This is a genomic window from Burkholderia sp. Bp8986, from assembly GCF_003854225.1.
Lineage (GTDB): Bacteria > Pseudomonadota > Gammaproteobacteria > Burkholderiales > Burkholderiaceae > Burkholderia.
The window spans coordinates 126,036-152,317 of sequence record NZ_QTQM01000002.1 but is presented as its reverse complement, the minus strand read 5'-3'; the positions used below and the strand labels follow the sequence as shown (position 1 = coordinate 152,317).

At 66.7% G+C, this 26,282-nt stretch carries 22 protein-coding genes; 11 read left to right on the top strand and 11 right to left on the bottom strand.

The annotated features are described in order from the left end of the window. Positions 1-52 precede the first annotated feature (52 nt). Complete coding sequence (gene mdtD / locus DID99_RS02625) at positions 53-1,492, bottom strand: multidrug transporter subunit MdtD (protein WP_044845573.1); 1,440 nt, start codon at positions 1,490-1,492, stop codon at positions 53-55. 191 nt (positions 1,493-1,683) lie between these two features. Between mdtD and DID99_RS02615 the strand changes: the two genes are divergently transcribed. Continuing rightward, on the top strand, positions 1,684-2,007 hold the full coding sequence (locus DID99_RS02615) for a DUF2917 domain-containing protein (protein ID WP_124666026.1): 324 nt from the start codon (positions 1,684-1,686) through the stop codon (positions 2,005-2,007). Here the strand turns inward: DID99_RS02615 and DID99_RS02610 are convergent. Beyond that, positions 1,980-3,212 (bottom strand): citrate/2-methylcitrate synthase, encoded by a 1,233-nt coding sequence (locus DID99_RS02610; protein ID WP_124666025.1) that lies wholly within the window; start codon positions 3,210-3,212, stop codon positions 1,980-1,982. The genes DID99_RS02615 and DID99_RS02610 overlap by 28 nt on opposite strands. Positions 3,213-3,351: 139 nt before the next feature. Between DID99_RS02610 and DID99_RS02605 the strand changes: the two genes are divergently transcribed. Beyond that, positions 3,352-4,743 (top strand): CoA transferase, encoded by a 1,392-nt coding sequence (locus tag DID99_RS02605; RefSeq protein ID WP_124666024.1) that lies wholly within the window; start codon positions 3,352-3,354, stop codon positions 4,741-4,743. 37 nt (positions 4,744-4,780) lie between these two features. Here DID99_RS02605 and DID99_RS02600 read toward each other — a convergent pair whose 3' ends face one another. Continuing rightward, on the bottom strand, positions 4,781-5,527 hold the full coding sequence (locus tag DID99_RS02600; protein ID WP_044845577.1) for a GntR family transcriptional regulator: 747 nt from the start codon (positions 5,525-5,527) through the stop codon (positions 4,781-4,783). Positions 5,528-5,695: 168 nt separating this feature from the next. Between DID99_RS02600 and DID99_RS02595 the strand changes: the two genes are divergently transcribed. Next, the gene (locus DID99_RS02595; RefSeq protein WP_124523007.1) at positions 5,696-6,541 is read left to right on the top strand and encodes an aldo/keto reductase; all 846 of its coding nucleotides are present in this window, start codon (positions 5,696-5,698) and stop codon (positions 6,539-6,541) included. 36 nt (positions 6,542-6,577) lie between these two features. Beyond that, entirely contained in the window at positions 6,578-7,099 is a 522-nt protein-coding gene (locus tag DID99_RS38325) for a hypothetical protein (protein ID WP_185733725.1), read from the top strand. A gap of 772 nt (positions 7,100-7,871) precedes the next feature. On the opposite strand, the gene DID99_RS02580 is transcribed toward DID99_RS38325, so the two are convergent. From DID99_RS02580 to DID99_RS02560, 5 genes are all read right to left on the bottom strand, one after another. Then, complete coding sequence (locus tag DID99_RS02580) at positions 7,872-8,888, bottom strand: HoxN/HupN/NixA family nickel/cobalt transporter (RefSeq protein WP_260426328.1); 1,017 nt, start codon at positions 8,886-8,888, stop codon at positions 7,872-7,874. Positions 8,889-9,065: 177 nt separating this feature from the next. Then, positions 9,066-11,177 carry an elongation factor G gene (fusA, locus tag DID99_RS02575; protein WP_044845578.1) on the bottom strand — a complete coding sequence of 704 codons (2,112 nt, stop codon included), beginning with the start codon at positions 11,175-11,177 and terminating at the stop codon, positions 9,066-9,068. Positions 11,178-11,400: 223 nt separating this feature from the next. Beyond that, on the bottom strand, positions 11,401-11,901 hold the full coding sequence (locus DID99_RS02570; protein ID WP_044845579.1) for a DUF192 domain-containing protein: 501 nt from the start codon (positions 11,899-11,901) through the stop codon (positions 11,401-11,403). 160 nt (positions 11,902-12,061) lie between these two features. Further along, a complete protein-coding gene (locus tag DID99_RS02565; RefSeq protein WP_072465376.1) occupies positions 12,062-12,274 on the bottom strand; it encodes a hypothetical protein in 213 nt (70 codons plus the stop codon). A 289-nt stretch (positions 12,275-12,563) separates the two neighbouring features. After that, on the bottom strand, positions 12,564-13,142 hold the full coding sequence (locus DID99_RS02560; RefSeq protein ID WP_124486986.1) for a pseudouridine synthase: 579 nt from the start codon (positions 13,140-13,142) through the stop codon (positions 12,564-12,566). 275 nt (positions 13,143-13,417) lie between these two features. On the opposite strand from DID99_RS02560, the gene icd reads away from it, so the two are divergent. Both icd and DID99_RS02550 read left to right on the top strand, forming a co-directional pair. Further along, positions 13,418-14,674 carry an NADP-dependent isocitrate dehydrogenase gene (icd, locus tag DID99_RS02555; protein ID WP_044845581.1) on the top strand — a complete coding sequence of 419 codons (1,257 nt, stop codon included), beginning with the start codon at positions 13,418-13,420 and terminating at the stop codon, positions 14,672-14,674. 268 nt (positions 14,675-14,942) lie between these two features. Further along, complete coding sequence (locus DID99_RS02550) at positions 14,943-17,171, top strand: NADP-dependent isocitrate dehydrogenase (RefSeq protein ID WP_124666023.1); 2,229 nt, start codon at positions 14,943-14,945, stop codon at positions 17,169-17,171. Positions 17,172-17,300: 129 nt separating this feature from the next. On the opposite strand, the gene DID99_RS02545 is transcribed toward DID99_RS02550, so the two are convergent. Beyond that, positions 17,301-17,525: a hypothetical protein gene (locus tag DID99_RS02545; RefSeq protein ID WP_044845583.1), complete on the bottom strand. Its 225-nt coding sequence runs from the start codon at positions 17,523-17,525 to the stop codon at positions 17,301-17,303. 690 nt (positions 17,526-18,215) lie between these two features. Here DID99_RS02545 and DID99_RS02540 point away from each other — a divergent pair. After that, positions 18,216-19,814 carry a multicopper oxidase family protein gene (locus DID99_RS02540; RefSeq protein ID WP_124572038.1) on the top strand — a complete coding sequence of 533 codons (1,599 nt, stop codon included), beginning with the start codon at positions 18,216-18,218 and terminating at the stop codon, positions 19,812-19,814. A gap of 178 nt (positions 19,815-19,992) precedes the next feature. Here DID99_RS02540 and DID99_RS02535 read toward each other — a convergent pair whose 3' ends face one another. Then, positions 19,993-20,196, bottom strand: a complete 204-nt coding sequence (locus tag DID99_RS02535; RefSeq protein ID WP_004196460.1) for a cold-shock protein — start codon at positions 20,194-20,196, stop codon at positions 19,993-19,995. A gap of 546 nt (positions 20,197-20,742) precedes the next feature. Here DID99_RS02535 and clpS point away from each other — a divergent pair. The 4 genes from clpS to DID99_RS02510 all read left to right on the top strand — a co-directional run bounded on the left by clpS (position 20,743) and on the right by DID99_RS02510 (position 25,760). Then, positions 20,743-21,057: an ATP-dependent Clp protease adapter ClpS gene (clpS, locus tag DID99_RS02525; protein ID WP_006398529.1), complete on the top strand. Its 315-nt coding sequence runs from the start codon at positions 20,743-20,745 to the stop codon at positions 21,055-21,057. Then, the gene (gene clpA / locus DID99_RS02520; RefSeq protein WP_044845584.1) at positions 21,054-23,354 is read left to right on the top strand and encodes an ATP-dependent Clp protease ATP-binding subunit ClpA; all 2,301 of its coding nucleotides are present in this window, start codon (positions 21,054-21,056) and stop codon (positions 23,352-23,354) included. The genes clpS and clpA overlap by 4 nt, the downstream gene beginning before the upstream one ends. A gap of 103 nt (positions 23,355-23,457) precedes the next feature. Then, positions 23,458-24,837: an amino acid permease gene (locus DID99_RS02515; protein ID WP_124572037.1), complete on the top strand. Its 1,380-nt coding sequence runs from the start codon at positions 23,458-23,460 to the stop codon at positions 24,835-24,837. Positions 24,838-24,989: 152 nt separating this feature from the next. Beyond that, positions 24,990-25,760, top strand: a complete 771-nt coding sequence (locus DID99_RS02510; protein ID WP_044845586.1) for a membrane protein — start codon at positions 24,990-24,992, stop codon at positions 25,758-25,760. 63 nt (positions 25,761-25,823) lie between these two features. Here the strand turns inward: DID99_RS02510 and dut are convergent, their stop codons facing one another. Further along, on the bottom strand, positions 25,824-26,270 hold the full coding sequence (gene dut, locus DID99_RS02505) for a dUTP diphosphatase (RefSeq protein ID WP_124486989.1): 447 nt from the start codon (positions 26,268-26,270) through the stop codon (positions 25,824-25,826). Positions 26,271-26,282: the final 12 nt, after the last annotated feature.

The window sequence follows — 26,282 nt, the reverse complement described above, 5'->3', positions numbered from 1 at the left end:
CATGGTGCGCGGCGCGCGCCGCCGTGGCGATTGTGGCGGCGCGCGCCGTGCGTCACGCGCGTTCGGACGGATCGGTCTTGTGCTGCGTGCCGCCGCGGATGTCGGGCGCGAGTTGCGCGAAGATCCACGCGGACGCGGCCGTGATGATCCCGACACAGATGAAGGTCGCATGGAACGCGGGCAGCGTGTTGCTCGGCGTCACCGTGCGCAGCATCCCGGTGAAGGTGGCCAACAGCGCGCCCGCGACCGTGACGCCGAGGCTCATCGACAGCATCTGCACGAGCGAGAACAGGCTGTTGCCGCTGCTCGCGCCGCCGGTGCCGAGATCCTTCAGCGTCAGCGTGTTCATCGCGGTGAACTGCATCGAGTTGAAGCCGCCGAACAGCGCGAGATGGACGACCTTTACCCACACCGGCACCGTGTCGCGCATCAGCGCGAAGCTCGCCATCATCACCCCGACCATGATCGTGTTCGCGAGCAGCACCTTGCGGTAGCCGTGCTGCGTGATCAGGCGCGTGATGATCCGTTTCGAGAACATCCCGGCCGCCGCGACCGGCAGCATCATCAGCCCGGCCTCGAATGCCGAATAGCCCAGGCTCACCTGCAGCAGCAGCGGGATCAGGTACGGCATCGCGCCGCTGCCGATCCGTGCGAACAGGTTGCCGAGCAGGCCGACGCTGAACGTATGGATCTTGAACAGCTCGAGCGAGAAGATCGGCTGCGGCGCGCGCACCGCGTACAGCCCGTACGCGACGAAGCACGCGAGGCTCAGGATCAGCAGCACGAGCACGGCCGCATGCTGCATCCCGAGATCGGCGAGCCCGTCGAGCGACAGCGAGATCGCGACCATCCCGATCGTCAGCAGCAGATAGCCCTTCAGGTCGAAGCGGCCGACGGCCGGGTTGCGCGCGTCGGGCATCGAGTAGAAGGTCGCGACGCAGCCGGCGACGCCCACCGGCACGTTGATCAGGAAGATCCAGTGCCACGACGCGATCTTCACGAGCCAGCCGCCGAGCGTCGGCCCGATCAGCGGCCCGATCAGCCCGGGAACCGCGACGAACGACAGTGCGGGCAGGTAGCGTTCGGCCGGGAAGGTGCGCAGCACCGCCAGCCGCCCGACCGGCAGCAGCATCGCGCCGCCCACCCCCTGCACGACGCGGAACACGACGAGCTGTGACAGCGTATGCGCATTCGCGCACAGCAGCGAACCGAGCGAGAACACCAGGATCGCGCTGAAGAACACGCGCCGCGTGCCGAACGTGTCCGCGAGCCAGCCCGAGACGGGAATCATCACCGCCATCGTCAGCGAGTAGGCGATCACGACCGACTGCATCCGCAGCGGCGATTCACCGAGACTCACTGCCATCGACGGCAGCGCCGTGTTGACGATCGTCGCATCGAGCGTCTGCATGAAGAAGCCCGTCGCAACGAGCCAGAGCATTATGGTGAGGTTCTTTTCGCCGGGAGCGGCGGCGGGCGGACGTTGGAACATGGGGACGGACCGGTGGCGCGGGACAGCCGCCATTGTAGGCAAAGCCGCCGTGCCACGCAGGATCGGTCCGGACGCCTGTCCGGCGGCGGACCGATACAGTTCAGTCGAAAGTGTCTGCAGGCGTATCTGTCCGTGTGTCGCCACGGTCCGAAATACTGGCGTCATCGAACCCACGCGACCCGGAGGCGGCCATGCGCGAACTGCGACTCTACGAGATGGACGGCAACGAACCGGCCGGGCGGTGGCGAATCGTCGATCGCACCGCGTTGCAGGTCGCGGACGGCAGTCTGTGGGTGACGATCGAGGGCCGGCCCGACGATCACTGGTTGCATGCCGGCGAGACCCTGGCGCTGCTGCCCGGCATGCGCGTATGGATCAGCGCGGCGGCGGGCGGCGCGGTGTTCGCGTTCGGCCCGCAGGCGGCGCCGGCCGTGCAGGCCGCGCCGAGCGCGTGGCGGCGGCTCGCCGCATGGCGCGGCGGCCGCGCTCAGGCAGCCGCGTCGCTGCCGACGTAGCGCGCGCGGGGCCGGATGAGCTTGCCGTCAGCGTACTGCTCGAGTGCGTGCGCGATCCAGCCCGCGGTGCGGCCGGCCGCGAACAGCGTGAACGCGGCGCCGTCGGGCAGCGCAAGCGTGCGCTCCAGCACCGCGAGCGCGAAATCGATCGACGGATGCAGGCCGGTCGCCGCCTCGACGCGCGCGGCGAGCGCGCGGGCCATGCGCAGCGGTGCCCGGGCGGGCAGCGTCGCGTGCAGTGCGTCGAGCAACGCGCGTGCGCGCGGATCGCCGTCGGGATAGAGCGGATGCGCGAAACCGGACAGCGCCGTGCGTGCGCCGTCCGCGCGTTCGTCGTGTGCGACGCGCAGCGCGAGGTAGCGGTCGAGGTTGGCGGCCCGCGCGGCTTCGTCGAGCAGGGCGCCCGCGCGGAACGTCTCGCCGCCGTGGCGTGGGCCCGACAGCGCCGCGAGCCCGCCCGCGATCGCACCGAACAGATGGGTGCCGGTCGACGCGATGCAGCGCACCGCAAAGGTCGACGGGTTCAGTTCGTGATCGGCGCACAGCACGAGTGCACGGCGCAGCAGGTCGGCGTCGTCGCGCCGCCGGATCCGCCACGCGGTGGCGAGCTGTCGATGCACGGGCGCGTCGCCCGGTGCGATGCCGGCCAGCGCGGCCGTCGTCACGCGCAGCAGCAGCGTGGCCGCGTCGAACTGCGCGTCGCGCCCCTGCGCCCACAGGCGCGGCAGCGAGGCGGCCGCGGCGGGGAGCAGCACCAGCGTGCGCTCGAGCGGCGCGAGATGGGCCCAGCGGCGGGCCCAGTCTTCCCACTGGGCGGCGTCGAAACCGGTCGATGCAAGCGCTGCCGCAGCGAGCCGCGCGGGCGGACAATCCCACAGGCGGGCCGCCGTTTCCTCGAGCGTCGCGTCGTTCGCGAGCGCGATCGCATCGGCGTCGCGATAGTGCAGGCGCCCGTCGGCGATTTGCGTGATCCGCGATTCGAGCACGGGCACGCCCCAGTCGAGCGAGCGTTCGGCGACGCCGCCCGCGCGCTTTGCGTCGGCGCGGCGGCGCGCGAGCAGGCGCACCTCGTCCGCGTCGTAGCGGCGGCGCTTGCTCGCGCCGTCGGGCAGCGAGCGCAGCAGGCCGCGGCTCACATACGCGTAAAGGGTGCTCACGCTGACACCGAGGATGCCGGCGGCTTCCGGCGCGCTGAGGGACGTCATGCCGATCGCTCCTGTCGGGGCGCATGAAGCGCGGCCCGGCTACAACTATTCGTTATGCGTTGATTCGCGCAATCAAGATTGATCGCGCCTGTCGCGAATTCTAGACTCGAATGCGTCTCCTCCACGGCGCGCTTCCACCATGACCTCCGAACTCGCATTGACCCACTTGTGGCAACTGGCGCACGGCGAACCGCGCGCACTGGCCCGCGCGGCCGTGGCGGGGCAGGACCCGACGCTGCCGTCGGCATTCCACGTCGGCACGCTCGCCGCGGCGACGATCGCGGCGGCCGGGCTCGCGGCGGCCGAATGCCACCGGCTGCGCACGGGCGTCGCGCAGCGCGTCGACGTGTCGATGCGCGACGCGCTCGTCGCGTTTCGCAGCGAACGCTACCTGCGCGTGGACGACGGCCTGCCGCCCGAGCCGCGCCATCCGGTGACGGGCTTCTACGAAACGCGCGACGGGCGCTGGATCCAGCTGCATGCGAACTTTCCGCATCACCTGCACGGGATTCTCGACGTGCTCGGCAGCGGCCCGCAGCGCGATGACGTGGCCGCGGCGATCCGCACGTGGGACGGCGCGGCACTCGATACCGCGCTCGCCGAGGCCGGCCTGTGCGCGGCATTGATCAGAACCCCTGACGAATGGGCGGCGCACGACCAGGCACGGGCACTCGCGTCGCTGCCGCTGTTCGAGATCGAGCGGATCGGTGACGCGCCCGTCGAGGCGATCGGCCACGGCGCGCCCGACCAGCCGCTCGCGGGCGTGCGCGTGCTCGATCTCACGCGCATCATCGCGGGGCCGGTCGCGGGCCGCACGCTGGCATCGCACGGGGCACAGACGCTGCTCGTCAACGGCCCGCACCTGCCGAACATCGCGTCGCTCGTGATCGACAACGGGCGCGGCAAGCGCTCGACGTGGATCGACCTGCGCGAGGCGGGCGGTGTCGCCACGTTGCGCGCGCTCGCACGCGACGCCGACGTATTCCTGCAGGCCTATCGCCCCGGCGCGCTCGCGGCGCGCGGGTTTTCGCCGCAGGCGCTGGCGGAGCTGCGACCCGGCATCGTCTGCGTGTCGGTGTCCGCATACGGGCACGCGGGGCCGTGGTCGATGCGGCGTGGCTTCGACAGTCTCGTGCAGTCGGCGAGCGGTATCGCGTGGCACGAGCAGCACGCCGCGCACGCGGACGGCCCGCGCCATCTGCCATGCCAGGCGCTCGATCATGCGACGGGTTATCTCGCGGCGTTCGGCGCGATGATCGCGCTCGCGCGCCGTGCGACCCAAGGGGGGAGCTGGCACGTGCGGCTCTCGCTCGCGCAGACGGGGCGCTGGCTGCAATCGTTCGGCACGGTGCCGGACGGCCTGCGGGCGCCGGATTTCACGTTCGACGACGTGCGCGACCGGATCGACCGGAGCGCGTCGCCGTTCGGCACGATCGATGCCGTGCGTCCGGCCGAACGCCTGTCGGCGACACCGCCGCGCTTCTCGAGGCCGCCCGTGCCGCTCGGCACGGACGAAGCATGCTGGTTGTGAGCGCCGGCGGCGCCGTACGCCGTGAGTATTGCCGGCGTTACTTGCGCAGTTCGACGACGAAGTCGTAGTAGTCGTTGCGGCAGTAGGTATCGGTGAGTTCGATCGCGCGCTGGTCGGCCGTATAACCGATCCGCGTGATCAGCAGCAGCGCGTCGTGCGGCGCGATGCCCATCTGTTGCGCGATCTCGTCGGTCGCGTTGACCGCGCGGAAATGCTGCAGTGCGCGCACGATCGGCGTGCCGCGCGCTTCGAGATAGCTGTACAGCGAACCGCCGATCGCCTGCGGATCGGGAATCAGCGTGGCGGGGAACGTCGAATTCTCGACGGCCATCACGATGCCGTCGGCGAGGCGCAGGCGTTTCAGCCGTGTAACGGAGGCGGCCGGCGACAGGCCGAGCTGGATCACTTCGTCGCGATTCGCTGGCTGGATTTCGCGCTCGAGCCATTGCGAACTCGGCTTGAAGCCGCGGCGCTCGAGCATCTCGCTGAAGCTCGACAGCCGCGACAGCGGATCTTCGTAGCGCGGCCGGATGAAGTTGCCGGCCCCTTGCGTGCGGCGGATCAGGCCCTGCTCGACGAGCAGCGCGATCGCCTTGCGCGCGGTAATGCGCGACACGCCGAGCGCTTCGGACAGCACGCGTTCGGACGGCAGCGCCTCGCCGGCCGCCCAGCGATTGTCGTGGATCGCGTCGCCGAGCTTGCGGGCGAGCTGCAGGTAGAGCGGCGTGTCGTTGTCGGGGTCGGGGCGCAGGTCCTGCCAGCGGTCGTCCGTGGGTGCCTTCATGGAATGGGTATCGATCAGGGTGCCGGCCATTCTAAGTCATCATGCGGTGCCGTTATAGCCGGTTTTTGCCGTGTAACAGGTGGACGCCGCACCGATTGACTACACTGATGCGTCGTATTTGATGCTTCGGCCGCGGGTGCGCGGCCACGAATCCGCAGCGAGGAGCACATGACAGACACGATCGCCACGGTCGTCCTGCCGGACGGTGAGACGATTCCGAAACTCGGCCTGGGCACCTGGGAAATGGGCGAGCGGCCCGCGCGCCGGGCGGACGAGATCGCCGCATTGCGCGAGGGGATCGATCTCGGGATGACGCTGGTCGATACCGCCGAGATGTACGGCGACGGTGCGACCGAGGCACTCGTCGGCGAGGCGCTCGCCGGCCTGCGCGACGACGTGTTCCTGGTCAGCAAGGTGTATCCGCATCATGCGAGCCGGCGCGGCGTCGTCGCCGCGTGCGACGCGAGCCTCAAGCGTCTGCGTACCGATCGTCTCGACCTGTACCTGCTGCACTGGCGTGGTTCGGTGCCGCTCGAGGAGACCGTCGAGGGGTTCGAGGCGCTGCGACGCGCGGGCAAGATCCGCCACTGGGGCGTCAGCAACTTCGATACGGCCGACATGGCCGAGCTCGTCGACGAGGCGGGCGGGGGCGCGTGCGCGACCAACCAGATTCTCTACAACATCGCGCGGCGCGGCCCGGAATTCGACCTGCTGCCGTGGCTCGCCGATCATCGGATGCCGGCGATGGCCTACAGCCCGGTCGATCACGGACGGCTGCCGAAGCGTTCTCCGCTCGATGAAATCGCGCGGCAGCGCGGTGTGTCGGTCACGCGCGTCGCACTCGCCTGGGTGCTTGCGCAGCCGGGCGTGTTCGCGATTCCGAAGACGTCGCGGATCGAGCACGTGCGCGACAATCGCGCCGCGCTCGATCTCGTGTTGAGCGATGACGAGCGCGCGCAACTCGACGGGTACTTCCGTCCGCCGCGCAGCAAGCGCGCGCTCGAAATGCTCTGACCGCGTCGGGGGCAGGCGATGCGTCGGTCAGTGGCCATGGCCACTGGACGATCCGCCGTTGCCGCCATTGCCGCCGGCACTGCCGCTTCCATTGCCATTGCCGACGCCGTTGGCGCCACCGTTGCCAGCGCCGCCGCTACCGTTGCCATTACCGTTGCCACCGCCGTTGCCGTGACCGCCGGTGCCATGGCCGCCGGTGCCATGGCCGCCGCCGCCGGAACCACCGCCGGAACCACCGCCACCGTGGCCTCCGCCACCGCCGGAGCCGCCACCACCGTGACCTCCGCCACCGGAGCCTCCGCTACCGCCGGAGCCGCCGCCACCATGCCCCCCGTCGCCGTGGCCTCCGCCACCGCCGGAGCCGCCACCGCCGTGACCTCCGTCGCCGTGGCCTCCATCGCCGTGACCTCCGTCACCGTGGCCTCCGTCGCCATGGCCTCCGTCGCCATGGCCTCCGTCACCGCCGGAGCCGCCACCGCCACCATGGCCGCCTCCGGAAGTACCGCCTCCGGAAGTACCGCCCCCGGAAGTACCACCGCCCAAAGTACCACCGCCTGAGCCCCCGCTGCCGGCGGCATTGCCGCCGCGGCCGGTGCCCCCCGAGCCAACCGAGCCGTTCGTCCCGCCCGTTGTCCCGCCGACGCCTGCGGGGCCGACGGCGCCATTGCCGTTGTTTCCGCCGCTACCCGTGCTGGCGCTCCCGCTTCCGGTCGTTCCGCCGCTACCGAGGCCGCCATTTCCGCCATTGCCGCCGCCGGCATACACACGCACCGCACAAGCGGCCGGGTTGGCCGCACATGACGCAGCGTTTTCGGCCAAGATCATCACGGTGTCCGCGCTGGACGTGGCGTCAGGCGCCGCATTCTGCTCGATCTGGGCGGATGGGGTGGTGGAAGTGCCGTCACCCGGCAGCACGGTCACAGGAACGACGGTTGTCGTGTCCTGCGCGACGGCATACGAGCAGCAGCACGCAATCGCGGCTGCGGCCAGCAGGGTCATGCGATAGCACCGTCCCGTCGTGCGGGACAGTTGTTTCGTTATGCTCATCATTGGCCTCCCGATGCGCGCGATGCCTCGACACGCGCGTTCATCAACGTGTGGAGCAGGGGACCAGCAACGATGCAGTGTCGTTTCGGCGGCCGACGTGTGTCCGGCCGGCGCCGGAGGCCAGCCGCGAGCACGAGTCGGCACGCGGGCCCGCCGTGCGAATCCCTAACTGCGAGATTCGTGCCACCGGCCGGCTATGCCCGCGGCGCAAGGCGCGCACGGAGTGCGCGACAGCGTGCGATACGTCGTCGTGAGCTTTTTGTTTCCGAACTGAAACGTCTGACTACGTCTGGCGCGCCGTCGTGTCGGCAGCGCGCGGCCAGCGATGGCAGAGGATCGACGCGATCCAGGCGACGAGAAAGAGTGCGACGATGCCGTAACCGATCGCGCCGAAGCGTTCCCCGAGTGCATCGAGCGCATCGCGTACGGGGCCCGTCAACGACAGCTTGTCGGCGAGCAGGCCGGCGGCCTCGATCCCGCCGATGGCCAGCGCGACGGCCGCCGACAGCAGCGTGATGCTCGCGTTGTAGAGCAGCTTGCGCCGCGGGTCGTCCATCGCCCATCCGTACGCATGCATCATCAGGACATTGTCGGTCGAGTCGATCAGCGTCATGCCGGCCGCGAACAGCGCGGGAAACAGCATGACCGTATAGAGCGGCAGCGCGTGGCTCGCCTGTGCGGCCGCGATCGCGAGCAGCGCGATTTCGGTTGCAGTATCGAAACCCAGGCCGAACAGCACCCCGGCCGGATACATGTGCCAGCTCTTCGACACGAAGCGGAACAGCGGGCGCAGCAGCCGACCGACGAGGCCGGCCGGAGGATGTGCATGCGCGGCGTCGTGCGCGTGATCGGGCGCGCCGCGATAGCGCCGCCACACGTCGCGCAGGATCACCAGGTTGATGCACGCGAGCACGAGCAGGAAGGTGGCCGACACGGCCGTGCCGATCGTGCCGCCGATCTCGCGGAATGCGTCGAAGCGGTCGCGCAGCGCGAACGCGCTCAGCGCGATGCCGAGCGTCGCGGCGATCACGATCGTCGAGTGGCCGAGCGAGAAGAACAGGCCGACCGTCACCGGACGCCGGCCGTCCTGCATCAGCTTGCGCGTCGCGACGTCGATCGCGGCGATGTGATCGGCGTCGACCGCATGACGCAGGCCGAGCCCGTACGCGATCGCCGCGGTGCCGAGCAGCAGCGGATGGTCGCGCAGCACCGCGAGTGCCCACAGCCAGACGGCGACGTTCGCGGCGATGAGGCCGGCATACAGCATCAGCAGGCGGCGCAGGGCAGGGCGGCGTGGCATCGGCAGGGTTCCGTCGGACGAATCGCGATGCATTGTGGCATGCGAAAAAAATGCCTGGCGTGCCGATCAAAAACGTCGCCGGCCGGTCGCATCGCTGCGTTCGACGGACGAAAAAAAGCCCGTCCGGAACCGGACGGGCTCGTACTTGCCGCGCAGCAGTGCGCAGGTGCGCCGCGCTTACTTCACTTTCGCGTTGATCACGGCTTCCGACACGTTCGCCGGCGTTTCCGCGTAGTGCTTGAACTCCATCGTGTACGTCGCACGGCCTTGCGTCGCCGAGCGCAGTGACGTCGAATAGCCGAACATTTCCGCGAGCGGCACCTCGGCGCGCACCAGCTTGCCGCCACCGCCCGCGATGTCTTCCATCCCCTGCACGATGCCGCGCCGGCTCGACAGATCGCCCATCACGTTGCCCATGAAGTCCTCGGGCGTCTCGACCTCGACGGCCATCATCGGCTCGAGCAGCACCGGCTTGGCCTTGCGCATCGCTTCCTTGAACGCCATCGAGCCGGCCATCCGGAACGCGTTTTCGTTCGAGTCGACGTCGTGGTACGAGCCGAACGTCAGGTGCACCTTCACGTCGACCACCGGGTAGCCCGCGAGTACGCCGCTCTTCAGCGTCTCGGTGATGCCCTTGTCGACGGCCGGGATGAATTCGCGCGGAATCACGCCGCCCTTGATCTCGTCGAGGAACTCGTAGCCCTTGCCGGGGTTCGGCTCCAGCGTGATCACCGCGTGCCCGTACTGGCCGCGCCCGCCCGACTGCTTGACGAACTTGCCCTCGACATCGGATGCCGTCGTGCGCACCGTTTCGCGATACGCGACCTGCGGCTTGCCGACCGTCGCCTCGACGCCGAACTCGCGCTTCATCCGGTCGACCAGGATTTCGAGGTGCAGCTCGCCCATCCCCGAAATGATCGTCTGGCCGGATTCCTCGTCGGTCTGCACGCGGAACGACGGATCTTCCTGCGCGAGACGGTTCAGCGCGAGGCCCATCTTCTCCTGGTCGGCCTTCGTCTTCGGCTCGACGGCCTGCGAGATCACCGGCTCCGGGAATTCCATCTTCTCGAGGATGATCGGCTTGGCCGGATCGCACAGCGTGTCGCCCGTCGTCGCTTCCTTCAGGCCCACTGCCGCCGCGATGTCGCCCGCGCGTACTTCCTTGATTTCCTTGCGCTCGTTCGCGTGCATCTGCAGGATCCGGCCGAGCCGCTCCTTCTTGTCCTTCGTCGCGTTCAGCACCGTGTCGCCCGATTCGACGACGCCCGAATACACGCGGAAGAAGATCAGCTGGCCGACGAACGGATCGGTCATGATCTTGAACGCGAGCGACGAGAACGGCTCGTCGTCGCTCGGGTGACGTTCGGCCGGCTTCTCCGGATCGTGGAAGTCGTGACCGAGGATGGCCGGCACGTCGACCGGCGACGGCAGGTAGTCGATCACCGCGTCGAGCATCGCCTGCACGCCCTTGTTCTTGAACGCGCTGCCGCACAGCATCGGCACGATCTCGTTGGCGATCGTGCGCTGGCGCAGCGCGGCCTTGATCTCGTCCTCGGTCAGCGATTCATGGTCGTGCAGGTACTTCTCGAGCAGTTCCTCGCTGGCTTCCGCGGCGGCCTCGACCATCTTCTCGCGCCATTCGTGCGCGAGCTCGACGAGATTCGCGGGGATGTCTTCGTACGTGAACTTCACGCCCTGGCTTTCGTCGTCCCAGACGATCGCCTTCATCTTCACGAGATCGACGACGCCCTGGAAATGATCTTCCGCGCCGATCGGAATCTGGATCGGCACGGCGACGCCCTTCAGGCGCTCGCCGATCTGGCGCTGCACGCGGAAGAAGTCCGCGCCGATGCGGTCCATCTTGTTGACGAACGCGATGCGCGGCACCTTGTACTTGTTCGCCTGGCGCCATACGGTTTCGGACTGCGGCTGCACGCCGCCGACCGAGTCGTAGACCATGCACGCGCCGTCGAGCACGCGCATCGAGCGCTCGACCTCGATCGTGAAGTCGACGTGCCCGGGCGTGTCGATGATGTTGATCCGGTGTTCGGGGTAGTTGCCGGCCATGCCTTTCCAGAAGGCTGTGGTCGCAGCCGACGTGATCGTGATGCCGCGTTCCTGCTCCTGCTCCATCCAGTCCATCGTGGCCGCGCCGTCGTGCACTTCACCGATCTTGTGGCTCACGCCGGTGTAAAACAGGATGCGCTCGGTCGTCGTGGTCTTGCCGGCATCGATGTGAGCGCTGATCCCGATATTGCGATAGCGCTCGATGGGGGTTTTGCGGGGCACGTGAACCTCCTGGTGGTTCGGATCGTAAGCGGGACGGCGGCGCCGGCCCGGGCTGAAACAAGCGAGATTTAAAGCATAGCGCTTGTCCGTGGCTTTTGCAGATGCGGGCAAGGTGCGCCGTATCAAGGCGGCCGCGGCCGCCGGCCGGCGAAAAAAAAGCCGGCGCCCAACAAGCAGGGCGGCCGGCTGCGGTCGATGCGCGGCGGTGCCGCGGCGATGGCGATTACTGCGCCTTGGGCAGCCCGTCGAGCTTCATGCCCGGCTTGATGCCTTTCGCCGCGAACCAGCCCTTGCTCATTTCGAGCGCATAGACACCGTTGTTGCGCGGGCAGTGGTTGTCGGTCGTCTCGGCCTTCATCTCGTCGATGTCGGTGATCGTGCCGTCCGCGCGGACGAACGCGATCGACAGCGGGATCAGCGTGTTCTTCATCCAGAAGCAGTGCACGGCGTTCTCGTTGAACACGAACAGCATGCCTTCGTTCGGCGCGAGCTGCGACCGGTACATCAGCCCCTGTTCGCGATCGGCGTCGTTCGCGGCGACGGCCGCGTCGATCACGTACATGCCGGCGCGCAGCTTCACGCGCGGGAACTCGCCCGGCTGCTTGGCGCCGGGCGGCATCTGGGCGTGGGCGGTCTGCATGCCGAGTGCGAGGACGGCGAGCGCGGCGGGAAACACGGCGGCGCGCGCAAGGCGGCCGAGCGACGGGCGCAGGGAGAATCGCACAGCAGGGCTCCTATCGGGAAAACGAGACCCGCATGGTACGCGAAGCGCGCCGGCGGGCACAAAAAAGAAAAAGGCAGATCGCCTCGCGGTGATCTGCCTTTCAACGCCGTAAGAACGGCAAGACTGCGTGTTCTTGACTGCGTTATTACAAACAGCTTGCTTAGTTCGAAGCAGCTGCCGGTGCTTCGGCTTCGCTAGCTGCCTTCTTAGCTGCGTGGTGCTTCTTCTTTGCGTGGTGCTTCTTGGCAGCGTGCTTTGCCGGTGCCGAAGCAGCTGCCGGAGCAGCAGCCGAAGCAGCTTCCGGAGCCGAAGCTTGTGCGAATGCTGCCGTTGCGAAGAGGCCAGCGACCAGAGCGGCGATCAGTTTGTTCATGTTGTGTTCCTCAGCTTTAGTTAATTAACCAAATGACCCGGCAATAGGAGTCATGTCGTCTAACGGTGCCATCCACCTTTCGGTTGACAGACGCTTCGAGAAATTTCTCTTTGCGCTGCGGGCGCCGAATCGTATTCGAAGAAAACGTCGCTTTCGTGACGCAAACACGGAAATACCGGTTCGGCTGCCAATGCCGGATAGCTAAGGTTGGCATCTGCGTGGTTTAACGCACGATCTTCGCCGGCGGTTGACGAAAAAGATGACGAAAAATTCGCGCGTCCCGAATTCGTCATTCGGTGCGTGCGAAACCGTCCCACGGGGCCCGCGGCGGCAGCGCGATTGTTTCGCCCGGTGCAATGCCGAGCGCGAATATGTCGAGTGCGCCAATGCCGACACGCACGAGACGCAAGGTCGGGAAGCCGATCGCGGCCGTCATCCGGCGCACCTGCCGGTTCTTGCCTTCGGTGATCGCGAGTTCGATCCACGTGGTCGGGATCGCGGCGCGATAGCGGATCGGCGGGTTGCGCGGCCACAGCGCCTCGGGCGGTTCGATGAATTCGGCGCGGCACGGGCGCGTCACGTAGTCGCCGAGATCGACGCCGCGCGCGAGTGCCTTCAGGTCGGCCGGTCCCGGCGCGCCGTCGACCTGCGCCCAGTAGCGCTTGACGAGCTTATGGCGCGGCTCGGCGATGCGCGCCTGCAGCGCGCCGTCGTCGGTGAGCAGCAGCAGGCCCTCGCTGTCCGCGTCGAGCCGGCCGGCCGGGTAGACGCCGGGCGTGGTTACCCAGTCGCCGAGCGACGGCCGCGTCTCGTGCGCGGAAAACTGGCAAATCGTGCCGAACGGCTTGTTGAGGGCGATCAGGGTCATGGCGGGGCGCCCGCCCGGCGTGCCGCGGGGCGGCGGGACGGGCGGTCTATGGCAAATGGCGGAATCTTAATGCATAATACGGAACGGCAAGTCCTCTGTCTTATATAAGACATAAGGGAAGACTTGATACGCAGCGTCGCGCTTCGTGCCGCCGGCCCCGGTTGGGGCGCTAGAATAGCGGCTCGCTGTTGCCGTCACGAAGGTGGCAAGGCCACCTCGCCGCGCGCGCAGTTTCGACCAGCATCACCTGCTCAGCCACGTCACTGGAGTCGATCATGCCGTATCAGCACATCAAGGTTCCGGAGGGCGGTGACAAGATCACCGTCAACAAGGACTTCTCGCTCAACGTTTCCGATCAGCCGATCATTCCCTACATCGAAGGCGACGGTACGGGCTTCGATATCACGCCGGTCATGATCAAGGTCGTCGACGCGGCGGTCGCGCATGCCTACAAGGGCAAGCGCAAGATCCACTGGATGGAGATCTTCGCGGGCGAGAAGGCGACGAAGGTGTACGGTCCGGACGTGTGGCTGCCGGACGAAACGCTGCAGGTGCTGAAAGAATACGTGGTGTCGATCAAGGGGCCGCTCACGACCCCGGTCGGCGGCGGCATCCGTTCGCTGAACGTCGCGCTGCGCCAGGAACTCGACCTCTACGTCTGCCTGCGTCCGGTCCAGTATTTCAAGGGTGTGCCGTCGCCGGTGCGCGAGCCGCAAAAGATCGACATGGTGATCTTCCGCGAGAACTCGGAAGACATCTACGCGGGCATTGAATGGGCCGCGGGCTCCGAGCAGGCGAAGAAGGTCATCAAGTTCCTGCAGGAAGAGATGGGCGTGAAGAAGATCCGCTTCCCGGAAACCTCGGGGATCGGCGTCAAGCCCGTGTCGACCGAAGGCACCGAGCGTCTCGTGCGCAAGGCGATCCAGTACGCGATCGACAACGATCGCAAGTCGGTCACGCTGGTGCACAAGGGCAACATCATGAAGTTCACGGAAGGCCTGTTCCGTGACGCCGGCTATGCGCTCGCGCAGAAGGAGTTCGGCGGCGAGCTGATCGACGGCGGCCCGTGGATGCGCGTAAAGAACCCGAAGACGGGCAACGAGATCGTCATCAAGGATTCGATCGCCGACGCATTCCTGCAGCAGATCCTGCTGCGTCCGGCCGAATACGACGTGATCGCGACGCTGAACCTGAACGGCGACTACATCTCCGACGCACTGGCCGCGCAGGTCGGCGGCATCGGGATCGCGCCGGGCGCGAACCTGTCGGATTCGGTCGCGATGTTCGAGGCGACCCACGGCACGGCGCCGAAGTACGCGGGCAAGGATTACGTGAACCCCGGTTCCGAGATCCTGTCGGCGGAAATGATGCTGCGCCACCTCGGCTGGACGGAAGCGGCCGACACGATCATCGCCGCGATGGAGAAGTCGATCCTGCAGAAGCGCGTCACGTATGACTTCGCGCGTCTGATGGAAGGCGCGACGCAGGTGTCGTGCTCCGGCTTCGGCGAAGTGCTGATCGAGAACATGTAAGTCCCTTCCGGGGCAGGCCGGCGGACCGCCGGCCGCCCCGGCGCCTACTGCCGGCGCCGGGGCGTTTCATGAACGGCAGGTTTGTTGGCAGGGCGGTCCGGCATGCGGGCCGCGGCGCCGCGATGCGGCCCGGGTGCCCTGCAAGGTAGAACATGACGGCCCTCGCAACACCACCGCCCGGCTAGCCGGCACACCCCTTTCGCGATCGACCCGGTCGCTCCCCGCCGGTTACCGCCGGCGCTCCTTTTCACGTAGCAACGCATCGACCATGTCCACTTCGCCCAAGATCATCTACACCCTCACCGACGAAGCGCCCGCGCTCGCGACCTATTCGCTGCTGCCGATCGTCAAGGCCTTCACGCGCTCGTCGGGCGTCGCCGTCGAAACGCGCGACATCTCGCTCGCCGGCCGCATCATCGCGGCATTCGCCGACGTCCTGCCGCCGGAGCAGAAGGGTTCCGACGATCTGGCCGAACTGGGCCAGCTCACGCTGAAGCCGGAAGCGAACATCATCAAGCTGCCGAACATCAGCGCGTCGGTGCCGCAGCTCAAGGCCGCGATCGCCGAACTGCAGGCGCAGGGCTACAAGCTGCCGGCCTACCCGGAAGAGCCGTCGAGCGACGAAGAGAAGGCCGTCAAGGCCCGCTACGACAAGATCAAGGGCAGCGCGGTGAACCCGGTGCTGCGCGAAGGCAACTCCGACCGTCGCGCGCCGCTGTCGGTCAAGAACTACGCACGCAAGCACCCGCACAAGATGGGCGCATGGAAGGCCACGTCGAAGGCGCACGTCGCGCACATGACCGAAGGCGACTTCTACGGCAGCGAGAAGTCGGCGCTGATCGCCGATGCCGGCAGCGTGAAGATCGAACTCACGACGGCCGACGGCGTGAAGAAGGTGCTGAAGGAAAAAACGGCCGTGAAGGCCGGTGAAGTCATCGACGCCTCGGTGATGAGCCGCAAGGCGCTGCGCAGCTTCATCGAAGCGCAGATCGCCGACGCGAAGGCGCAGGACGTGCTGTTCTCGGTGCACCTGAAGGCGACCATGATGAAGGTCTCGGATCCGATCCTGTTCGGTCACTTCGTGTCGGTGTTCTACCGCGACGCGCTCGCGAAGCACGCGGACGTGCTGGCGCAGGCCGGCTTCAACCCGAACAACGGGATCGGCGACCTGTACGCGCGCCTGAAGGACCTGCCGGCCGACACGCGCGAAGCGATCGAAGCCGACGTCAAGGCCGAGTACGCGGTGCGTCCGCGCCTCGCGATGGTCAACTCGGACAAGGGCATCACGAACCTGCACGTGCCGAGCGACGTGATCGTCGACGCATCGATGCCGGCGATGATCCGCGAGTCGGGCCGCATGTGGGGCCCGGACGGTGAACTGTACGACGCGAAGGCCGTGATTCCGGACCGCTGCTACGCGGGCGTCTACCAGGCCGTGATCGAGGACTGCAAGCAGCACGGCGCATTCGACCCCGTCACGATGGGCAGCGTGCCGAATGTCGGCCTGATGGCGCAGGCGGCCGAGGAATACGGTTCGCACGACAAGACGTTCCTGATCCCGGCCGACGGCGTCGTGCGCGTCACCGACGAAGCCGGCAACGTGCTGCTCGAGCATGCGGTCGAGTCGGGCGACGTCTGGCGCATGTGCCAGACCAAGGACGCACCGGTGCAGGACTGGGTCAAGCTCGCGGTCAACCGCGCCCGCGCGACCGGCGCGCCGGCCGTGTTCTGGCTCGATCCGGCACGTGCGCACGACGCGCAGATCATCGCGAAGGTCGAACGCTACCTGAAGGATCACGATACGAACGGCCTCGACATCCGCATCATGACGCCGGTGGACGCGACGCGTTTCTCGCTCGAGCGCATCCGCGCGGGCAAGGACACGATCTCGGTCACGGGCAACGTGCTGCGCGACTACCTGACCGACCTGTTCCCGATCATGGAACTCGGCACCAGCGCGAAGATGCTGTCGATCGTGCCGCTGATGGCCGGCGGCGGGATGTTCGAGACGGGCGCGGGCGGCTCGGCACCGAAGCACGTGCAGCAGTTCGTCGAGGAAGGCTTCCTGCGCTGGGATTCGCTCGGCGAATTCCTCGCGCTGGCCGCGTCGCTCGAACACCTCGGCAACGCTTACCAGAACCCGAAGGCGCTCGTGCTCGCGAAGACGCTCGACCAGGCGACCGGCAAGTTCCTGGACGAGAACAAGTCGCCGGCGCGCAAGGTCGGCGGCCTCGACAACCGCGGCAGCCACTTCTACCTGTGCCTGTACTGGGCGCAGGCGCTGGCCGAGCAGACCGAGGACGCCGCACTGAAGGCGCAATTCGAAGGCGTCGCGAAGTCGCTGTCCGACAGCGAAGCGCGCATCCTGGAAGAACTGTCGGCCGCGCAGGGCAAGGCACAGGCGATCGGCGGCTACTACCGTCCGAGCGTCGAGCTGACGAGCCAGGCGATGCGCCCGAGCGCAACGCTGAACGGCATCGTCGACGCAGTCGCCTGACGCCGGCCGCGCCACCGCGCGCGCCCTGGCAACGGCAGCAGCAGATGCGGCGGGCCTGGCGGCTCGCCGTCCCGCCGATAATGAAAACGCCCCGGTCACCCGGGGCGTTTTTCGTTGCAGGCGTGCCATTCAGACGTGAACGATTTCCCATTCGGCGATTTCGTGCGGCACTTCGAGCGTGGCCGTATCCAGTTCGGACGGCTGTTCGCAGTCGCCGCGGGAGATGTGGTCGGCTGCCACTTCCGGGCACGAGAACGCGCCGAGCGAGGCGTTGCCGAACGTCGCTTCCCAGCCGCCGTTTGCCGGCAGGATGTAGAACGACCCGAGCGCTGAACCAAAGCGAAATCCCTTCATTTCCGTTCTCCCTTTCTGATCACAAGCGATTCTGGTGTGCCGCCCGCCGGCGCGTCCGGCTGTGGCCCGACTGGCTGCTTGCGCCGGGTTCCGTATCGAACGTCGTGGCGAAGCGTCAGTGCATGGAACAAAGTCTACGTCCGCGAGCGCGCTCGATGGTGCGCGTAGAACGCTTTCTCGAAACAAAAATTCTCCTTTTAAAACAATGTGATATTTCGTGTGTTTTGTATTGCGGAATGATTTTTGGCATCGCGAAACAGCGAATTTGTGCCGTGCACCACGAATTTTTATAAAGCAGAGACTTGTTCCACATCGTGAAAAATCGAGGGGTTCAGGCAAAGAGGGCGCGCGACGCGTCGATGACGCGATGCGCAGCGGCAGCAAATGCCTTCGATCGGGCGTGACCAAAGCGGGGATGCAAGGCGTCGATCGCCCCGGCCGGCGTGAAGGCAGCGGGGCCCGCGGCGTCGTTCGATGAGCGAAAACGCGGCCCGCGCGGCGCGCGAATCGTCGGGCCGGCCGCGTCGTGCGGCGTATCGACGCTCGCGCGGTGTCGCGGCGTTTCGACCGAGTGCTGCGGTTATGATGACGCGGGCATCGGATTGCGCGTCGCACGGGCGCTTCCCCGTGCCGGCACGCGCGCAGGTCGCGACGGCCGCGCGATGCAGCACGAATAACGAGGAACGATTGATGATACGGAGAACCTTCCTGTCGCACGCCATCGGTGTCGCGGCCGCTTCGCTGTTTGCGCGCGCCGCATGGGCGCAGCATGCCGGTCACGCGGGCATGGCCGGCATGGATCAGATGGACGACATGCCGGGCATGTCGGGAATGGCGGACCACGCGCAGCACGCGAAGCCGGCGCCGGCCGCGCTCGCCGCGGCCGATGCCCTGCCGGCCGGCACGCCGCTCGCGTCGCTGCGCATCCTGGCAAACGAAAGCCGCGAACCCGGCACGTTCCGCGCGACGCTGGTCGCGCAGCCGGTCGCGCGTGCGATGCTGCACGGAGCGCGTCCGACGACGTTCTGGCAGTTCGGCGCCGGCACGCAAGGGCCTGTTGTCGGCCCGCTGATCGACGTGCGCGAGGGCGACACGGTCGAGATCCGCTTCGTGAACAAGCTGCCGCAACCGTCGACGATCCACTGGCACGGGCTGCCGGTGCCGCCCGACCAGGACGGCAATCCGTCCGATCCGGTCGCGCCGGGCGCGTCGCATGTGTACCGCTTCACGCTGCCGAAGGGCAGCGCCGGCACCTACTGGTATCACCCCCATCCGCACATGATGACGGCCGAACAGGTATTCCGCGGGCTTGCGGGGCCCTTCATCGTGCGCGCCGCCGACGACCCGCTCGCAGGCTGGCCCGAGCGCAACCTGTTCGTGTCCGACCTGAAGCTCGCGCGCGACGGCACGATCCCGCCGAACGACATGATGGACTGGATGAACGGCCGCGAAGGCCAGTTCGTACTGGTCAACGGGGCGCGCCGGCCGCGGATCGACGTCGCGGGCGACGAGCGCTGGCGCGTGTGGAACGCATGCAGCGCGCGCTACCTGCGCGTCGCGTTCGACGACGGCCGCGCGTTCGAGCAGGTCGGTACCGACGGCGGGTTGTTCGATGCGCCGCGCCGCGTGACGTCGCTGCTGCTCGCGCCGGGCGAGCGTGCGGAACTGCTGGTGCGCGCCGGCGACCGCGCGTCACGCGCGGTGCTGCAGGCGGCCGAATACGACCGCCGCAAGATGGCAATGTCGCACGACGGCGGCCACGGCAGCCTGCCGCCGGATCCGGCGCTGGCGCTCGCCGATGTCGCGTTCTCGCCTGCAGCGGCGCGCGCGCTGCCCGCGACGCTGCGCAGGGTGCCCGCGCTCGGTGAGCCGGTCGCGCAGAAGACGATCGAGTTCGGCGAAAAGATGGACATGGACGCGATGATGAAAGGGCCGGCACACGGCCGCCCGGCGGGCATGCGCTTCATGATCAACGGTGCGACCTACGCGCCGCATCGCGCGACGCTGACCAGCCGCCGCGGCGACGTCGAGCGCTGGACCCTGCGCAACGCCACCGACATGGATCACCCGTTCCACTTGCATGGCACGCAATTCCAGGTGATCGAGCGCGCGTCGGACGGCACGCGCACGAGCGAACCGTTCCGCGCATGGCGCGATACCGTCAACGTGCGCAGCGGCGAGACCGTGACGCTACTCGTCACGCAAGACATGCCCGGCGAGCGCATGTTTCATTGCCACATTCTCGAACACGAGGATCTCGGCATGATGGGCACGCTGAAGGTCGTGTAACGGATATCGAATATGTTTCACGCGCATGACGGCATTCGATCTGCGCGTGCAACAAGACAATACGTGTTCGATTATCGGGATTGAACGAAAAGGCCGGCCAATCGAATTAACGAGTGGCCGGCCTGAAAAAAAAGAAACCCGGCGCAATGCCGGGTTTCTTCGTCTGATATCCGGTGCCTTACGCGGCCTGGATGTTCGACGCTTGCTTGCCCTTCGGCCCTTGAACGACCTCGAAGCTCACCTTCTGGCCTTCCTTCAGGGTCTTGAAGCCCTGCATGTTGATGGCCGAGAAGTGCGCAAACAGATCTTCACCGCCCTCGTCGGGAGTGATGAAACCGAAGCCCTTCGCGTCGTTGAACCACTTAACGATACCAGTTGCCATTTCCTACTTCCCCTGTCACACAGTCGCTGCTACTTACCACGAGCACGCTCGAAAAGCTAAACGACCGGAAAATACAGCCGTTCCCCCCTCACAAGCTCACCTTCGGCCTCTTTCATTTCGCCAACTGGCGAGTTGAAAAAAGTGCCAGCTTGATTGTTGGCGCTCTTTATTTGAGTGTCAAGGGGAATTTTTAGACGTTTAGAGGGACGTTGTAAAGAACCCATTTTCAGGGTTTTTCCGGCTTTGCTTTGCAGCATCCCGTCGAGCGCGCGGACTTGAAAAGACGCATAATCGGCTCATATACCAGGCTCGAGTGACACGCGATCGAGTCGTCCCGGCTTGTGGGATACTGGACGCGGATGCGACGTCCGGTGCAGTTTCCCCCTGACGGTTCGTGTTCCGCGCCACGCGTGAAAGCCGGCACCGCAGCCGGCTTTCGTATGGTGCGAAGACGATCGCGGGTCGTCGGGAACCAGGGAGGGCACCGGCCGGTCGGTCGGGTAACGGCAGGATTGCGGGCCTGTCCGAGTTGTTTAGAATGGGTGTATGGCGATTATCCCGGACAAGCAGGACAGCACCGTCCTGGAACGCAAGCAGCAGAAGCTCAAGCCGCCTTCGATGTACAAGGTGGTGCTGCTGAACGACGACTTCACGCCGATGGAGTTCGTCGTGATGGTCGTACAGGAGTATTTCAAGAAGGATCGCGAGACGGCCACGCAGATCATGCTGAAGGTCCATCGCGAAGGGCGAGGGGTTTGTGGGGTCTATACGCGGGACATCGCGTCGACCAAGGTTGAGCAAGTCGTTACCCATGCGCGGCAGGCCGGGCATCCGCTGCAGTGCGTGATGGAGGAAGCATGATTGCCCAGGAATTGGAAGTCAGCCTGCACATGGCGTTCATGGAAGCACGCCAGGCGCGCCATGAGTTCATTACGGTCGAGCATCTGCTGCTGGCCCTGCTGGATAATCCGACGGCAGCCGAGGTGTTGCGCGCGTGTGCGGCCAACATCGAGGACTTGCGTCAGAACCTGCGCAATTTCATCCACGACAACACACCTACCGTCCCGGGCACCGACGATGTCGATACCCAGCCGACGCTCGGTTTCCAGCGCGTGATCCAGCGCGCGATCATGCACGTCCAGTCGACGTCGAACGGCAAGAAGGAAGTGACCGGCGCGAACGTGCTGGTCGCGATCTTCGGCGAGAAGGATTCGCACGCGGTCTACTACCTGCAGCAGCAGGGCGTCACGCGCCTGGACGTCGTGAACTTCATTTCGCACGGCATCGCGAAGACGAACGGCGGCGAAGCCGCGAAGTCGTCCGACGCGAACGCGGAAAGCGAAGACGCGAATGCGCAGAAGGAAACCCCGCTCGCGCAGTTCACGCAGAACCTGAACCAGATGGCGAAGGACGGCCGCATCGATCCGCTGATCGGCCGCGAGCCCGAGGTCGAGCGCGTCGTGCAGGTGCTGTGCCGCCGCCGCAAGAACAATCCGCTGCTCGTCGGCGAGGCCGGCGTCGGCAAGACCGCGATCGCGGAAGGGCTCGCCTATCGCATCACGCGCGGCGAAGTGCCGGACATCCTCGCGAACGCGCAGGTGTATTCGCTCGACATGGGCGCGCTGCTTGCGGGCACCAAGTATCGCGGCGACTTCGAGCAGCGTCTGAAGACGGTGCTGAAGGAGTTGAAGGAACGGCCGCACGCGATCCTGTTCATCGACGAAATCCACACGCTGATCGGCGCGGGCGCCGCATCGGGCGGCACGCTCGACGCGTCGAACCTGCTGAAGCCGGCGCTGTCGTCGGGCACGCTCAAGTGCATCGGCGCGACCACGTTCACCGAGTATCGCGGCATCTTCGAGAAGGACGCGGCGCTGTCGCGGCGCTTCCAGAAGGTCGACGTGACGGAGCCGACCGTCGAGCAGACGGTCGCGATCCTGCGCGGGCTGAAGTCGCGCTTCGAGGAGCATCACGGCGTCAAGTATTCGTCGGGCGCGCTGTCGGCCGCGGCCGAACTGTCGGCGCGCTTCATCACCGACCGTCACCTGCCGGACAAGGCGATCGACGTGATCGACGAAGCGGGTGCCGCGCAGCGCATCCTGCCGAAGTCGAAGCAGAAGAAGACGATCGGCAAGAGCGAGATCGAGGAAATCATCTCGAAGATCGCGCGCGTGCCGGCGCAGAGCGTGTCGCAGGACGATCGCAGCAAGCTGCAGACGCTCGATCGCGACCTGAAGAGCGTCGTGTTCGGCCAGGATCCGGCGATCGACGCGCTCGCCGCGTCGATCAAGATGGCGCGCGCGGGCCTCGGCAAGATGGACAAGCCGATCGGCGCGTTCCTGTTCTCCGGCCCGACCGGCGTCGGCAAGACCGAAGTGGCGCGCCAGCTCGCGTTCACGCTCGGCATCGAGTTGATCCGCTTCGACATGTCGGAATACATGGAGCGTCACGCGGTGAGCCGGCTGATCGGCGCGCCGCCGGGCTACGTCGGGTTCGACCAGGGCGGCTTGCTGACCGAAGCCGTCACGAAGAAGCCGCACTGCGTGCTGCTGCTCGACGAGATCGAGAAGGCGCATCCGGACATCTTCAACGTGCTGCTGCAGGTGATGGACCACGGCACGCTGACGGACAACAACGGCCGCAAGGCGGATTTCCGCAACGTCATCATCATCATGACGACGAACGCGGGCGCCGAGTCGATGCAGAAGGCGACGATCGGCTTCACGACGCGCCGCGAAACGGGCGACGAGATGACCGACATCAAGCGCCTGTTCACGCCGGAGTTCCGCAACCGTCTGGACGCGATCATCAGCTTCCGCTCGCTCGATGAGGAAATCATCATGCGCGTGGTCGACAAGTTCCTGATCCAGCTCGAGGAGCAGTTGCACGAGAAGAAGGTCGACGCGCTCTTCACCGACGCGTTGCGCAAGCATCTCGCGAAGCACGGCTTCGACCCGCTGATGGGGGCGCGGCCGATGCAGCGGCTGATCCAGGACACGATCCGTCGCGCGCTGGCCGACGAGCTGCTGTTCGGCAAGCTCGTCAATGGCGGCCATGTGACGGTCGACGTGGACGAAAACGACAAGGTGCAGTTGTCGTTCGACAAGCTGGCGAATCCGCCGCACAAGCCGAACGAAGAGGCGGTCGAAGTCGAGTAAGCGATAATTCGTGGTTCATGCGAACGGCGCGGGAAGTTCTCCGCGCCGTTTCGTTTTATCTGGCGCCGGTGGCGCGATGGCGGTGCAGGGGAGTGGTAACGCAGTGACACAACAACAACGATCGTTCGACAACATCGTCGCGCGCGAACAAGGCTTGCGCCATGCGCTGACGTCCGGGCAGATGGCGATGATCGCGATCGGCGGCGCGATCGGCACGGGGCTGTTCCTCGGCAGCGGGTTCGCGATCGGGCTCGCCGGCCCGAGCGTGCTGGTTTCGTACGCGATCGGCGCGCTGATCGCGCTGCTGCTGATGGGCGCGCTCGCGGAAATGACGGTCGCGCATCCGACGGCCGGTTCGTTCGGCGCGTATGCCGAGCACTACGTCGGCCCGCTCGCGGGCTTTCTCGTGCGCTATGCATACTGGTTCGCGGTAGTGTTCGCGATCGGCACCGAGATCAGCGCGATCGCCGTCTTCATGAAGTACTGGTTTCCGGCCGTGCCCGGCTGGTATTGGGTGATCGGCTTCTCCGCGCTGCTGATCGCGGTGAACCTGGCGAGCGTCACGCTGTACGGCTCGGTCGAATACGCATTCTCGCTGCTGAAGATCGCGGCGATCGTCGTGTTCATCGTGCTCGGTGCGTATCTCGTGTGGTCGGCGCCGGCGGCTTCCGGCATCGGCTTCGCGAACTACACCGCGCATGGCGGCTTCATGCCGAAAGGGCCGTGGGGCACCTGGGTCGCGGTGATCGTCGCGATCTTCAGCTACATGAGCATCGAGGCGGTCGCGATCGCGGCCGGCGAGGCGCGCGATCCGCAGCACGCGGTCACGCGCGCGTTCCGCTCGACGGTGTTCCGGCTCGTGCTGTTCTACCTGCTGACGCTGTCGCTGATGCTCGCGATCGTGCCCTGGACCCAGGCCGGCACCGACGAAAGCCCGTTCGTGAAGGTGATGGCCGCGACGCACGTGCCGTATGCGGCCGGCGTGATCAACTTCGTGCTGCTGATCGCGGCGCTGTCGGCGATGAACAGCCAGCTCTACGTGACGACGCGGATGATGTTCAGCCTGTCGCGCGCGCGGCTCGCGCCGGCGGTGTTCGGCCGGCTCGGCAGCAACGGCGTGCCGCGCGCGGCGCTGTGGATCTCGACCAGCGGCGTCGCGGTCGCGGCCGTGCTGGTCGCGCTGTCGCCCGACACCGCGTTTACCGTGATGATGGCGATCGCGATGTTCGGCGCGCTGTTCACGTGGATGATGATCTTCGTCACGCATCTGCGCTTTCGCGCGCGGTACCGCGGCCCGGCGCTCGCGTTCCGGATGTGGGGACACCCGTTCGGCAGCCTGCTCGGTGCCGGGCTCGTCGGCGCGATCCTGCTGACGACCGCGTTCACGCGCGAATTCCGGATGACGATGGTGGTCGGCGTCGTGTTCGTCGTGCTGCTGACGCTCGCGTACACGCTGCACTATCGGCACCAGCACGCGCGCTGACGCGTGCGTTCCCGCCGCGGGGCTGCGGCCCGCGCGGCATCGCAACGCCCGCCGCGCTAAGGTTCCGTTAAGCCGGCGGCGATTACATTCGAACCTGTCCGCGATCCGGGCCGGCGCACGCCAGCCCGGCGCCATCTGTAAAAGGGGTTCGAATGAACAAACTTCCCGAAATCACGCTCGCGTTCTGGATCATGAAGATCTGCGCGACGACGCTCGGCGAAACCGGCGGCGACCTGCTCTCGATGACGCTGAACGTCGGCTATGCGGTGAGCTCGATCCTGCTGTTCGGTTTCTTTCTCGTCACGCTCGGCGCGCAGCTCAGGACGACGCAATATCGCCCGGCGATCTACTGGGCCGTGATCGTCGCGACGAGCACGGCGGGCACGACGATGTCAGACTTCATGGACCGCACGCTCGGCCTCGGCTATGCGGCCGGCTCGTCGATTCTCGTCGCGATCCTGCTGGCGATCTTCACGGTGTGGCGCCTGAGCGGCGAATCGCTGTCGGTCGACCTGATCCGCACGCGCAAGGTCGAGCTGCTGTACTGGATCGCGATCCTGTTCTCGAACACGCTCGGCACCGCGCTCGGCGATTTCCTCGCGGACAGCTCGGGCCTCGGCTTCGGCGGCGGCGCGCTGCTGATCGGCGGGCTGCTCGCGGCGATCGTGCTCGCGCACTACTTCACGCGCATTTCCGGCGTGCTGCTGTTCTGGGCGGCGTTCGTGCTCACGCGTCCGTTCGGGGCGACGGTCGGCGACCTGCTGACGAAACCGGTCGCCAAGGGTGGACTCGCGCTCGGCACGGTCGGCTCGTCGGCGGTGCTGCTCGGCGTGCTGGTCGCGCTGGTGATCTACGCGAGCATCGCGCAGGCGCGGCGCCGCGAACTCGTACCCGCGCGGATCGCGCAGACGGCCGAGCGGTGAGCGCAGTCACACTGAATCGGAAAAAGGAAAGGGGCCGCGAGGCCCCTTTTTGCGTTGCGCCGTTCAGTGACGGCCGGTGCTGCCGAAGCCGCCTTCGCCGCGATCGCTTTGCGCGAAGTCGTCGACGATGTTGAACTGCGCCTGCACGACCGGCACGATCACGAGTTGCGCGAGCCGCTCGAACGGGTTCAGCACGAACTCGGTCTGGCCGCGGTTCCACGTCGACACCATCAGCTGGCCCTGGTAGTCGGAATCGATCAGGCCGACGAGGTTGCCGAGCACGATCCCGTGCTTGTGGCCGAGGCCCGAGCGCGGCAGGATCAGCGCTGCGTAGCCGGGGTCTTCGAGATGGATCGCGAGGCCCGTCGGAACCAGCGTCGTTTCGCCCGGCTGCAGCGTGACGGGCGCGTCGAGACACGCGCGCAGGTCGAGGCCCGCGCTGCCGGTGGTCGCGTAGGCGGGCAGGTAGTCGCGCATGCGCGCGTCGAGAATCTTCAGGTCGAGTTTCATGCGGTCGTCGAA